Raw genomic sequence first — 12,061 nt, 5'->3', positions numbered from 1 at the left:
ATGTCGCCCACATGGCGTATCCCCGAGGCGGTGCGGCCGTTCTCCATGGCGTGCCGCGACGGCTGGTCGCGGCAGACGTACTGGAGGACGAGAACGTGAAGAACTTCAAGAAGGCCGCTGCCGTCACCATGATCGCGGGTGGCCTCCTCGCCGCCGGCGCCGGTGTCTCCTCGGCGCACGGCGGTGCGTCGGCGGAGGGCGAGGCCCTGAACTCGCCCGGCGTGGCCTCCGGGAACCTGCTCCAGGTCCCCGTGCACGTCCCGGTGAACGCGGTCGGCAACACGGTCAACGTGATCGGCCTGCTGAACGGCGCCTTCGGCAACACCGGCGTGAACGCCTGACCGAACCCCGCGAACCGCTGCGCGGGCCCCGCACCGCCGCGCCGGAATCCGTCCGGCGGGTGACCGCGGCCCGCGGAGCGGCGTGGACGCCACCGGCCCCGCTTCCCTCCACTCCCCGGGAACCGGGGCCGCTGCACACCCGCCCCCCGACCGGCGGGCCCCCCGCCGCCCGAGCCTCGCCGGACCCCCGAGCCCCTCGGCGGCCACCCGACGCCCCGGATGACACCGACGCCAGGGCGCCCGCCGCCCGCCCGAAGCTCGACGGATGCCTGCTGTCCCGGGGCGCGCGACATCCGAGCCCCTCGACGGCCACCCCGACGCCCGGGCGCCCGCGATCGGCCGGAAGCCACCCGATGCCCCCGCCCGGCGGACCCGCAGAACCCCGGCGGCAGCCCGAAGCCCCGCCGCCCCCCCCCGAAGCCTCGACGGATGCCCGAGACCCTAGGCGGCCACCCCGACGCCCCGGCGGACGCTGATGCCCGGCGCCCGCGATCGGCCGGCAGTAACCCCGCCCCCGCCCGGCTGGCGTGATGCCGGGCAGACCCCCGAGGCCGCGCCGCTCGCCCAAGCCCCGGCGGCACCCCGACGCCCCGGCGGACCCGCAAAGCCCCGGGGGCAGCCCGAAGTCCTGCCGCCCCCCGACCGGCGGCCGCCCGCCCGAAGCCTCGTCGGATGCCCGACGCCCCGCCGGATGCCCGACGATGCGGCGGCCACCGATCGGCCACAAGCCGCTCGCGGCCCCGGCGGCCCCGGCGGCCCCGGCGGCAGCCGACCGGCGGGCTACCGGTCCCGCTCGCGTTCCTCGACCGCCGCGTTGTACGCCGCGACCAGCGCCCGCCGCGCCACGCGTTCCACCGGACGCAGGGCCTCCGTCCGCGCCGCCATCTCCGAGGCGGCCACCGCACCGCCCGGCCCGTTCTCGTACGCCAGCGACACCAGCAGGTCCACCCGCTGCGCCAGCGACAGCACCCGTACCGCCCGCGGCGGATATCCGGGCGCCAGCACCTCGCGCCCCGCCTCCGCCCGCGCCCGGTACGCCGACAGCGCGGCCTCCGCCACCGGACCGGAGCCCGCCACGTCCAGCTGCGTCAGCAGCACGGTGGCCTCGCGCAGCGCCTCCGCCAGCTCCCGTTCCGCCTCGCCGAGCGAGGGCACGTCCGCCGGCGGCGCCTCCCGTACCGGTAGGCAGTGCCAGGTCACCGACACGTGCAGATCACCCGCGGGCCCCACCTCCTCGACCTCGGGTACGAGACCCAGCGCGGCCCCCGTGCACACGACCGCCTCCTCGGCCTCCAGCGCCCGCGCGTTGAACTCCGGCGGCCCGCTCAGCCCCAGCGGGTGCCCCGGCGCCGGCAGGGCCACCCGCAGACCGGTGACCCCCAGCGCCCGCATCCGCCCCAGGGCCAGCGTGAGCCCCACGGGCCCCGCTTCCCCCGGCAGCCCCAGGACCCGGTGCACGGAGTCCTCGCCCACGATCGACGTCACGGCCTCGTCGGGCGAGACCAGACCGGCCAGCAGTGCGTTCCCCCAGGCGGCCAGCCGCCCTGAACGTGGTTCGAAAAGCATCCCCCTACTTTACGGATCCGGCCCGGCGCCGGGCCCCGGCCCCGGACCCCTCCCCGAGTGGCGTAGGTTTTCCCCTGGGGCTGCGCCTGCCGGCGCACAGAGAACCGTGACTGCAAGGGGTGACAACACGCTCATGAGCGATGTTCTGGAGCTGGTGGACGTATCCGTGGTCCGCGAGGGCCGGGCTCTGGTGGACCAGGTCTCCTGGTCGGTCAAGGAGGGCGAGCGCTGGGTGATCCTCGGCCCCAACGGCGCCGGCAAGACCACCCTGCTGAACCTCGCCTCCAGCTACCTCTTCCCCACCAAGGGCACTGCCACCATCCTCGGCAGCACCCTCGGCCGGGTGGACGTCTTCGAGCTGCGCCCCCGCATCGGTGTCGCCGGCATCGCGATGGCCGACAAGCTCCCCAAGAGGCAGACCGTCCTGCAGACCGTCCTGACCGCCGCATACGGCATGACGGCGACCTGGCAGGAGCAGTACGAGGAGGTCGACGAGCTGCGCGCCCGCGCCTTCCTCGACCGCCTCGGCATGAGCGACTACCTCGACCGCAAGTTCGGCACCCTCTCCGAGGGCGAGCGCAAGCGCACGCTGATCGCCCGCGCCCTGATGACCGACCCCGAGCTGCTGCTCCTCGACGAGCCCGCCGCCGGCCTGGACCTCGGCGGCCGCGAGGACCTCGTACGCCGCCTCGGCCGCCTCGCCAGCGACCCGCTCGCCCCGTCGATGGTGATGGTCACGCACCACGTCGAGGAGATCGCCCCCGGCTTCACCCACGTCCTGATGATCCGTCAGGGCAAGGTCGTCGCCGCCGGACCGATCGACCTCGAACTCACCTCGCGCAACCTCTCGTTGTGCTTCGGCCTCCCGCTGGTCGTCGAACGCAACGGGAACGACCGCTGGACCGCGCAGGGCCTCCCCCTGCGGTAGGACGAAGCCCCCGCACCCTGTCCGGACCGCGCCCCACCGACCTACCATGACCATGTGGACATCGACGCATGGGTGTGGTGGCTGATCGGCGCGGTCGGACTGGGCATTCCCCTCGTGCTCACCGCGATGCCGGAGTTCGGCATGTTCGCGGCCGGAGCGGCGCTGGCCGCCGTCACGGCCGCCCTCGGCGGGGGAGTGGTGGCACAGGTCCTCGTCTTCGTGATCGTCTCGGTCGCGCTGATCGCCGTCGTCCGGCCGATCGCCAACCGGCACCGGGAGCAACGACCCCAACACCGCAGCGGAATCGACGCGTTGAGAGGCAGGAGCGCCGTCGTCCTCGAACGCGTCGACGGCAGCGGCGGCCGCATCAAGCTGGCCGGCGAGATCTGGTCGGCGCGCACCCTCGACGCGGACACCAGTTTCGAACCGGGCCAGTCCGTGGACGTCGTGGAGATCGACGGAGCGACCGCCGTCGTCATGTGACAAGCAGCCTGCTCGCAGCCCCCGGGTCTGCGAGACTCCGTTCAACGGGGCAGCACAGACAGCCGGAAGGGCACGGGGAACCGCATGCAACCGATCATCATCGTCCTGATCATTCTGGTGGTTCTGGTCTTCATCGCACTGGTCAAGACGATCCAGGTGATCCCGCAGGCCAGCGCCGCCATCGTCGAGCGCTTCGGCCGCTACACCCGCACCCTCAACGCGGGCCTCAACATCGTCGTCCCGTTCATCGACTCGATCCGCAACCGGATCGACCTCCGCGAGCAGGTCGTCCCCTTCCCGCCGCAGCCGGTGATCACCCAGGACAATCTCGTCGTCAACATCGACACCGTCATCTACTACCAGGTGACCGACGCCCGCGCCGCGACCTACGAAGTGGCCAGCTACATCCAGGCCATCGAACAGCTCACCGTCACCACGCTCCGCAACATCATCGGCGGCATGGACCTGGAACGGACCCTGACCTCCCGCGAGGAGATCAACGCGGCCCTGCGCGGCGTCCTCGACGAGGCCACCGGCAAGTGGGGCATCCGCGTCAACCGCGTCGAGCTCAAGGCCATCGAGCCGCCGACCTCCATCCAGGACTCGATGGAGAAGCAGATGCGCGCCGACCGCGACAAGCGCGCCGCGATCCTCCAGGCCGAAGGTGTCCGGCAGTCCGAGATCCTGCGCGCCGAGGGCGAGAAGCAGTCCTCGATCCTGCGGGCCGAAGGTGACGCCAAGGCCGCGGCCCTGCGCGCCGAGGGTGAAGCCCAGGCCATCCGCACGGTCTTCGAGTCCATCCACGCCGGTGACGCCGACCAGAAGCTCCTCGCCTACCAGTACCTCCAGATGCTCCCGAAGATCGCCGAAGGCGACGCCAACAAGCTCTGGATCGTGCCGAGCGAGATCGGCGACGCCCTCAAGGGCCTCTCCGGGGCGATGGGCAACTTCGGCCCCATGGGCGGAGGTTCCGGCTTCAACCCGCAGAACTCCGGCAAGGACGGCGGCGGCATCCCCGCCGCCCGCGACAAGGACTCGGCCGACCGCCGCGAGCAGCCCCCCATCGACTGAGCCCGGCCGCCCCTGCTGCATGATCAGTGAGGCCCCTCGACCTTCATGGCGGGGAGGCGACCCACTCATGCGAAGGGGATGGCCCAGCCCATGTCCATCTGGGAATCACTCGCGGTCTTCGCCGCCGGCATCGGCGCGGGCACCATCAACACCATCGTCGGCTCCGGCACGCTCATCACCTTCCCGGTGCTGCTCGCCACCGGCCTGCCCCCGGTCACCGCCAACGTGTCCAACACCCTCGGCCTGGTGCCCGGTTCCATCAGCGGAGCCATCGGCTACCGCAAGGAGCTCCAGGGCCAGCGCGCCCGCATCATGCGCCTGGGCGCCGTCTCCCTCGTCGGCGGGTTCGCGGGCGCGGTCCTGCTCCTCACGCTGCCGTCCGACTCCTTCGACACGATCGTGCCCGTCCTCATCGGCATCGCCCTCGTGCTCGTCATCCTGCAGCCCCGCCTCGCCAAGGCCCTGCGCCGCCGTCAGGACGCGGCCGGCAAGGACCCCGGCCACCCCGACGGCGGGCCGGTGCTGCTCGGCGGCATGCTGCTCTCCAGCGCCTACGGAGGCTACTTCGGGGCCGCCCAGGGCGTGCTCTACGTCGGCCTGATGGGCCTGTTGCTCCGTGACGACCTGCAACGCATCAACGCGGCGAAGAACGTCATCGCCGCGATGGTGAACGGCATCGCGGCCGTCGTCTTCCTCTTCGTCGCGGAGTTCGACTGGACGGCCGTCCTGCTCATCGCCGTCGGATCCACCATCGGCGGCCAGATCGGCGCCAAGGTCGGCCGCCGCCTCCCGCCCACCGCCCTGCGCGCGGTCATCGTGGTGGTCGGAGTCCTGGCGATCGTCCAGCTGCTGGTCCGCTGAGCGACGTAGAAGAGATACGCCGCCCAGCGGGGCCGTACAAGAGCCCGGACGGGGCAGACACACCGTCCGGGCAGGGCATCAGGACCGCGTCCGGACTAGGCCGAGCGCTCCAGCCACTCCGGCAGCACGTCCCGCCCGGCCGCCCCGAGGGCGAGCAGCATGGCATCCGCCGGAGACGGTACGAAGGGCTTCCGCAGGAGCGGCATCCCCGCCTCCTCCGGAGTCCGGGCCGCCTTGCGGTGGTTGTCCTCGGCGCAGGAGGCCACCGTGTTCAGCCAGGTGTCCCCACCCCCCTGGGCCCGCGGAAGGACGTGGTCCACGGTCGTCGCGCGCTTCCCGCAGTACGCGCACCGGTGCTGGTCCCGGACCAGCACCCCCCTCCGTGACCAGGGAGCATGTCTTCGGAAGGGCACCCGGACGTACCGGCAGAGTCTGATCACCCGGGGCATCGGCAGCTCCATGGTGGCCGCTCGCACACGCAGCTCGGGATGCGACTGTTCGACCACGGCCTTGTCCTGGAGCACCAGGACCACGGCCCGGTTCAGGGTCACCGTCGACAGCGGCTCGAAGCTCGCATTCAGCACCAGCGTGTCCCGCATCTCGCCCACCTCCCGTGTGCAGGCCCGCGACCACCCTGGCGGCAGGGCCCGCAACCACTCTGGTCGCGCGCGCCACGCGGGACAACGCATTAAAAATGCCCGGTCCTGGACGTCTTTAGACCAGGACCGGGCAAACGCTCTGCGAACGATCAGCCGACAGGAGCCTCGTACTCACCGATCAGGTGGGCCCGACCGAGCGTGTGGAACCGCAGGTTGAAGCCGATGACCGCGGGGGAGGCCTCGTCGTCCGGACCGAGCTTCTCCGTGTCCACCGCGTACACCGTGAACACGTACCGGTGCCGCTCCCCGGCCGGCGGCGCCGCCCCGCCGAAGTCCTTCGTCCCGTAGTCGTTGCGCACGTGCACGGCTCCGGCGGGCAGTCCCTCGAACGCCCCGCCACCCGCCCCGGCCGGCAGCTCGGTGACGGACACCGGCAGGTCGAACAGGACCCAGTGCCAGAACCCGCTGCCCGTCGGCGCGTCCGGGTCGAAGCACGTCACGGCGAAGCTCTTCGTCCCCTCCGGGAACCCCTCCCACCGCAGCTGCGGCGAGAGGTCGCCGCCCGACTTCACCTGGGCGTCGCCCAGGTCCGCGCCCGGGGCCAGATCGGCGCTCGTCACGGTGAAGCCGTGCACCTCGGGATGGAAATCGTGGGGGAGCGGCGGCCTTTTGAGCTCGGACACGACGGAGACCTCCTGATGTGATCGGAAAACGTCCGCCCCGGAGCTTAGGGGGTGCCGTGCCGATCCGGCCGGGCCCGCGGGGTGTCCGGGCTCCGCGGCCGTGGTTTACCGTCTCCGAATGCGAAGATCATTCTCTGGTCGCGTGCTGATCACCGCGACAATGCTGGCCTGCGCGGGCAGCCTGCTCGCCCCACTCCCGGCCGGGGCAGCCGGAACCGAACCCTCCGACAACGGGCAGGTCCTCTTCCGCTCCGGCACCGCCGGATACGGCTGCTTCCGCATACCCACCGTCGTCCGGACCAAGGCGGGCAGCCTCCTGGCCTTCGCCGAGGCCCGGACCTCGCCCTCCTGCGCCGACCGCGGCGACATCGACATCGTCGTACGCCGCTCCACCGACGACGGCCGCACCTGGAGCCCCGTTCGCACCGTCACCTCCGGAAACGGGACCGACCCCGACGCCCCCCACACCCGCGGCAACCCCTCGCCGGTCGTCGACGAGACCGGCGACGGCACCATCCACCTGCTGTCCACCGCGGAACAGGCGATACCTGTCCACAACGACGTCCGCACGGCCCACGTCCAGACCAGCACCGACGACGGCCTCGGCTTCTCGGCCCCGGAGCCCCTGCCCCGCTTCGGCGACGGCAAGGGCAAGGACTGGTTCGGCACCGGCCCCTCCCACGGAATCCAGCTGACCGAGGGCCCGCACCAGGGCCGCCTCGTCGTCGGCGCCTACGAGAACTTCGGCAAGACGGGCCGCCGCACCGGCTTCCTCTACAAGGACCCGGGCGGCCCCTGGCAGGCCGTCGACACCGCCCTGACCCCGCCCGCCACGGCGAAGCCCGGAGAGCCCGCCGTCGCGGAACTGCCCGGCGGGGACGTCTACATCGGCGCCCGCAACGAGACCGAGGGCGCCAACCGGACCCACGCCACCAGCAAGGAGGGCGGCGCCACGGTGCCCGCCCACGCCCAGACCGGCCTGAAGACCCCCAACGTCCAGGCCTCCGTCCTCACCCTGCGCCGCACCTACACCGCGCGGCCCCGCGACCTCATGCTCCTCACCTCACCCACCGGCACCGCCACCAACCCCGACGACCGGGCGAACCTGAAGGTCCACCACTCCCTCGACAAGGGCGTCACCTGGACCGCCGGCCCCACCCTCAAGACCGGCCCGGCCGGCTACTCCGACCTCGCCGAACTCGACAACGGCCGCATCGCCCTCGTGTACGAAGGCGGCAAGCCCGCGCCCACCTCCCGGGAACAGGGCGACTGGTCGGCCGCCCACATCTACTTCCGCTCGCTCGACCCCAGGACGCTCGGCCTGCCGGCCGGCACCACGCTCCCCGCCCCGCCCCCGTTCACGGCACCGCCCACCGGACGCACCACCCCCGACACCACCCCCCAGGCCAACGACGCCCACCTGGCCGGAGCCGCCGCGCTCGACCCGGCCGCCCCCGACGGGCGCGCCCTGCGCCTCGCTGCGGACGGCGACCACGCGGAACTCCCGTACACCCGCTCGCTCGACCCGGGCAGCGGAGACTTCACCATGTCCCTGCACTTCCAGTACGGCCCCCTCCCCACGGGCACCGAGGCCGACCGCCGGACCCTGCTGTGGGCCTACGGCATGGGCGCGGGCACACCACAGGTCTGGATCCGGGCCGACCCCGCCAAGAACCGCATCTGGGCCTGGGCCGAAGGCTCCGGCGGCAGTGCCGAGGCCGAGGTGAAACCGGCCGACCCCAAGACGGCCGCCGCCTTCAGCGACGGCAAGCCGCACCACCTCACGCTGATCCGCCGCGGCAACGCCGTCGAACTCCGCGTCGACGGCGTCAGGGGGACCACCCAGCGCCAGGTCACCGGAACCGTCACCGGCCCCGCCAGGACCGGCTTCGACGGCATCCGCCTCGGCGCCCGCCCCGGCGTCACCACCGAGACCTTCAAGGGCGCCCTGGACGAGTTCCGCCTCTACCGCTCGGCCCTGACCGAGGCGCAGGCCACGGCGCTGCGGACCAAGGACGCCCTCGGCACCCCCCAGGACCCCGCACCCGCCGTCCGCCTTCCCTTCCAGGCCGTCGACCTGACCGACGCGCCCGTGACCACTCCCGTCTCGATCGTCGACGACGTCTCCGGCAACGGCGCCGACGGCACCCTCGTCAACGACACGTACCTGCGTCACCCCACGAAGGTCACCGGCCGCGTCGACGGCTCCGCCCTGAAGATCACCGCGAACCCCGACGCAGCCGCCACCGAGAAGGGCAAGGGCGTCCAGGGCGTCCAGGTCCCCTTCACGCCCAGCCTCGACATCGCCGACCGGGACTTCACCTATTCGCTGTGGTTCCAGGCCTCGCGACAGGCCACCACGCCCCAGACCCTGCTCACGGCGTACGGAAGCAGCACCACCGCCCCGCACCTGCGGGCCACCGTCGAATGGGACCCGGTCAGGCAGCAGCACCACGTCCTCGCCTCGGCGAAGACCGTCACCGGCCCGCCGGTGCAGCAGCAGCGCGACCTCCCCGCCCTCGACCCCGCGAAGCCCTGGCACCTGCTCACCCTCACCCGCTCCGGCGACACCTTCTCCCTCGGGGTCGACGCGGTCCTCTCCACCCCCACGGCCCTCACGGGTTCCTTCACCTCCGACGCCACCGCACCCTTCGGGCTGCGCGCGGGCTCCCAGGAACACCCCACCCTCCCGGGCAAGCCGGCCACGCACGTCCTCGACGGCCTCCTCGACGACGTACGGCTCTACGGAAACGCCCTGACCGAGCAGCAGATCAAGGCCATGTACCCGGTCGGCGGCCCGAACCCCAAGGAAGGGATCAAGCTCCGCTGGTCCATGGAGGAGGGCAACACCCAGATCCACGAGGTCATGCGGCCCCCGGCCGCCCCCACCCAGCAGTCCACCCCGGACAGCTCGCGCCACCACAACCACGCGTACGTCCGCGACGCCTCCACCCACGACGGCAGGACCCCCACGGGCAGCCCCTCCGGCAGCCCGTTCGGCAAGGCCCTGAAACTCGGCGCCGACGGCGCCGTCACCCTCCCTTACGGCCACGCCGAAGCCCTCGGCGCCGGCGACTTCACCGTGGCGACGCTCTTCAGCCACGCCCCCGAAGCCACCGACTCCCAGACCATCGCCTGGGCCTACGGCAACGGCGCCGCCGAACGCCAGCTGCGCCTGCGCACCGAGAACGTCAACGGCCAGAAGAAGATCACCGCCTACGTGCAGACCGACGCGGCCGAGGCCACCCTGTCCGTCGACGCACCGGGAGCGGGCTGGCACCACGTCGCCCTGACCCGCGAGGGCAACGCGCTCAAGCTGTACGTGGACGGCGTGCACCGGCAGACCGCCCCCGTCACCGGGAGCCTCACCCGCGGTGACGCCCACCAGGTGACGGGCTTCCTGCTCGGCTCCCGCCCCGACGGCCGGCAGCACCTCCAGGGCTCCCTGGACGAGTTCCGCATCCACCGCTCGGCACTCGGCCCGGCCGAGATCAAGGCCCTCTGGGACACGAACACCGCTCCCGCGGCCCTCCCGGTCGTCCACCTGCCCTTCGACACCCTCGCCGAAGGCAGCTACGCCCGCATGTAACCGCACACAGCCGCCGCACGGGGGACCGCAGCACAGAGGGGGCCGGGTCGCAGCAAGCGACCCGGCCCCCTCTTCAATTCCTCTTCACCTCTTCAACGCCGCGCTCCGGTCACAGCCAGTTGCGCTGGGAACCCACCGAGGCGATCCACTGGTTCAGGTACGCCGCCCAGTCGGTGTCCTGGTACGACTGCAGACCCACCTGGAAGCAGCGGTAGGTGTCGCTGCCCTCGCTGAACAGCCCCGGCTTCTTGTCCATCTCCAGGACCACGTCCATCTCACGGCCGTCCGAGACGAAGGTGAGCTCGACCTGGTTCAGCCCCCGGTACTGCGACGGCGGCACGAACTCGATCTCCTGGTAGAAGGGCAGCGTCTGGCGCGTCCCACGGATGTGACCGCGCTCCATGTCCGCACTGCGGAACGAGAAGCCCAGCTGGCGGAAGGCGTCCAGGATCGCCTGCTGCGCCGGAACCGGGTGCACGTTGATCGAGTCGAGGTCGCCCGCGTCCACGGCGCGCGCGATCTCCAGCTCGGTGCTCACCCCGATGTTCATCCCGTGCAGGTGCTGACCCCCGAAGTGGGTGATCGGCGTCTCCGCGGGGATCTCCAGACCGAAGGGCACCACGTGCAGCGCGCCGGCCTGCACCTGGAAGGCACCGCCGAGGCGCTGCTTGTTGAAGACGATGTCCTGCTTGTACTCCTGGTCACCGCCCTCGACCTCGACCCGCGCCTGCAGCCCGACGGACAGCCCCTCGATCTGCTGGTCCACGGACCCGCCCTGGATCCGGACCTCGCCCTGGACGATCCCGCCCGGCACGACGTTCGGCTCGGTGATGACGGTGTCCACCGAAGCACCACCGGCACCCAGGCTCGCGAACAGCTTCCTGAACCCCATGCTCAAAACTCCCCTGCTACGGATCTAAGGATCTGGCGACAACGCCGCGTCTACCCCTTACCAACGCGGAACATTAGGCCCCGGTTGCAGGTCTACGCGTTCCACTACGCTCGACCGGATGAGCGCGCGCCCTGACCGTACGCCCCTGCCCAGGTCCTTCTACGACCGCCCGGTCCTCACCGTGGCCCCGGATCTACTCGGCCGCACCCTGGTCAGCCGCACCGCGGAAGGCCCCCTCGAACTGCGCATCACGGAGGTCGAGGCGTACGAGGGGGAGGCCGATCCGGGCTCCCACGCCTACCGGGGCCGCACCGCCCGCAACGCATCGATGTTCGGGCCGCCCGGACACGCGTACGTCTACTTCATCTACGGCATGTGGTTCAGCCTCAACCTGGTGTGCGGCCCGGCGGACCATGCGAGCGGTGTCCTGCTGCGCGCGGGCGAGGTCACGGTGGGTGCCGACCTGGCAGCCAAACGTCGTCTCTCGGCCAGAAACCGCAGCGAACTGGCCAAGGGTCCGGCCCGTCTGGCCACCGCCCTGGCCGTGGACCGCTCCCTGGACGGCACGGACCTCTGCGGCGGCCCGGATTCCGCCCTCTCCCTCCTGGCGGGCACCCCGACCTCGCCCGACCTGGTGAGCAACGGCCCGCGTACCGGAGTGGGCGGGGCGGGATCCGCCCATCCCTACCGTTTCTGGATCACGCACGACCCGACGGTGAGCCCGTACCGGGCCCACGCGCCGCGCCGCCGCTCAACTTGACTCGGCCTTGCGGGACGCCTAACGTAGCCCGAGCCGCTTGAACGGGGCACTGCTGTCAGCAGACCCCCAGAGCGGCCAAACCACTCACTACGACTTACCCCTGGCGGGGTCCTATTCGGCATGCCCGAATTCCCGCCCGGTGCCTCGATTATGAGTCGCAAGGGATAAGCGCTAATGTGGTGGCACGCCGAAAGGGAAACGCGAAAGCGGAAACCTGGAAAGCGAAACCCGCTTCGACCGGGAATCGGACACGAAAGAGTCTGATAGAGTCGGAAACGAAGAACGAAG

The 12,061-nt window shown here is 71.7% G+C and carries 11 protein-coding genes; 7 read left to right on the top strand and 4 right to left on the bottom strand.

Annotation, left to right across the window (positions count from 1 at the left end; genetic code table 11):
• The first annotated feature begins 95 nt into the window (after positions 1–95).
• The gene (locus tag IO30_RS0129415; RefSeq protein ID WP_031147927.1) at positions 96–341 is read left to right on the top strand and encodes a chaplin; all 246 of its coding nucleotides are present in this window, start codon (positions 96–98) and stop codon (positions 339–341) included.
• A gap of 780 nt (positions 342–1,121) precedes the next feature.
• Here IO30_RS0129415 and IO30_RS0129405 read toward each other — a convergent pair.
• Positions 1,122–1,907, bottom strand: a complete 786-nt coding sequence (locus tag IO30_RS0129405; RefSeq protein WP_031147925.1) for a hypothetical protein — start codon at positions 1,905–1,907, stop codon at positions 1,122–1,124.
• Positions 1,908–2,040: 133 nt separating this feature from the next.
• Between IO30_RS0129405 and IO30_RS0129400 the strand changes: the two genes are divergently transcribed.
• The 4 genes from IO30_RS0129400 to IO30_RS0129385 all read left to right on the top strand — a co-directional run bounded on the left by IO30_RS0129400 (position 2,041) and on the right by IO30_RS0129385 (position 5,250).
• On the top strand, positions 2,041–2,835 hold the full coding sequence (locus IO30_RS0129400; protein WP_031147923.1) for an ABC transporter ATP-binding protein: 795 nt from the start codon (positions 2,041–2,043) through the stop codon (positions 2,833–2,835).
• A gap of 54 nt (positions 2,836–2,889) precedes the next feature.
• The gene (locus IO30_RS0129395; RefSeq protein ID WP_031147921.1) at positions 2,890–3,318 is read left to right on the top strand and encodes an NfeD family protein; all 429 of its coding nucleotides are present in this window, start codon (positions 2,890–2,892) and stop codon (positions 3,316–3,318) included.
• Between the two features lie 84 nt (positions 3,319–3,402).
• Positions 3,403–4,389, top strand: a complete 987-nt coding sequence (locus IO30_RS0129390; RefSeq protein WP_031147919.1) for an SPFH domain-containing protein — start codon at positions 3,403–3,405, stop codon at positions 4,387–4,389.
• Between the two features lie 90 nt (positions 4,390–4,479).
• A complete protein-coding gene (locus IO30_RS0129385; protein ID WP_031147917.1) occupies positions 4,480–5,250 on the top strand; it encodes a sulfite exporter TauE/SafE family protein in 771 nt (256 codons plus the stop codon).
• 95 nt (positions 5,251–5,345) lie between these two features.
• Here IO30_RS0129385 and IO30_RS0129380 read toward each other — a convergent pair whose 3' ends face one another.
• Together IO30_RS0129380 and IO30_RS0129375 are read right to left on the bottom strand one after the other, a co-directional pair.
• Entirely contained in the window at positions 5,346–5,849 is a 504-nt protein-coding gene (locus IO30_RS0129380; RefSeq protein ID WP_031147915.1) for an HNH endonuclease, read from the bottom strand.
• Between the two features lie 149 nt (positions 5,850–5,998).
• The gene (locus IO30_RS0129375) at positions 5,999–6,532 is read right to left on the bottom strand and encodes a YbhB/YbcL family Raf kinase inhibitor-like protein (protein WP_031147913.1); all 534 of its coding nucleotides are present in this window, start codon (positions 6,530–6,532) and stop codon (positions 5,999–6,001) included.
• A gap of 142 nt (positions 6,533–6,674) precedes the next feature.
• Here IO30_RS0129375 and IO30_RS0129370 point away from each other — a divergent pair, with 142 nt between their 5' ends.
• Positions 6,675–10,121, top strand: coding sequence for a LamG-like jellyroll fold domain-containing protein (locus IO30_RS0129370; RefSeq protein WP_167347294.1), 3,447 nt, complete (start codon positions 6,675–6,677; stop codon positions 10,119–10,121).
• A 109-nt stretch (positions 10,122–10,230) separates the two neighbouring features.
• Here the strand turns inward: IO30_RS0129370 and IO30_RS0129365 are convergent, their stop codons facing one another.
• Positions 10,231–11,013, bottom strand: a complete 783-nt coding sequence (locus IO30_RS0129365) for a sporulation protein (protein ID WP_031147909.1) — start codon at positions 11,011–11,013, stop codon at positions 10,231–10,233.
• 118 nt (positions 11,014–11,131) lie between these two features.
• Here IO30_RS0129365 and IO30_RS0129360 point away from each other — a divergent pair, with 118 nt between their 5' ends.
• Positions 11,132–11,773, top strand: coding sequence for a DNA-3-methyladenine glycosylase (locus tag IO30_RS0129360; RefSeq protein WP_031147907.1), 642 nt, complete (start codon positions 11,132–11,134; stop codon positions 11,771–11,773).
• Positions 11,774–12,061: the final 288 nt, after the last annotated feature.

The sequence above is a fragment of the Streptomyces xanthophaeus genome, assembly GCF_000725805.1.
Lineage (GTDB): Bacteria > Actinomycetota > Actinomycetes > Streptomycetales > Streptomycetaceae > Streptomyces > Streptomyces xanthophaeus.
Note: the sequence above shows the minus strand (reverse complement) of the source record. Positions and strands in the feature narration are given on the sequence as shown.

Bases quoted from the DNA above. Each gene is read 5' to 3' on its own strand.
- IO30_RS0129365 (WP_031147909.1), bottom strand. From the start codon at position 11,013: ATGGGGTTCAGGAAGCTGTTCGCGAGCCTGGGTGCCGGTGGTGCTTCG.
- IO30_RS0129360 (WP_031147907.1), top strand. From the start codon at position 11,132: ATGAGCGCGCGCCCTGACCGTACGCCCCTGCCCAGGTCCTTCTACGAC.
- IO30_RS0129400 (WP_031147923.1), top strand. From the start codon at position 2,041: ATGAGCGATGTTCTGGAGCTGGTGGACGTATCCGTGGTCCGCGAGGGC.
- IO30_RS0129380 (WP_031147915.1), bottom strand. From the start codon at position 5,849: ATGCGGGACACGCTGGTGCTGAATGCGAGCTTCGAGCCGCTGTCGACG.
- IO30_RS0129405 (WP_031147925.1), bottom strand. From the start codon at position 1,907: ATGCTTTTCGAACCACGTTCAGGGCGGCTGGCCGCCTGGGGGAACGCA.
- IO30_RS0129385 (WP_031147917.1), top strand. From the start codon at position 4,480: ATGTCCATCTGGGAATCACTCGCGGTCTTCGCCGCCGGCATCGGCGCG.
- IO30_RS0129390 (WP_031147919.1), top strand. From the start codon at position 3,403: ATGCAACCGATCATCATCGTCCTGATCATTCTGGTGGTTCTGGTCTTC.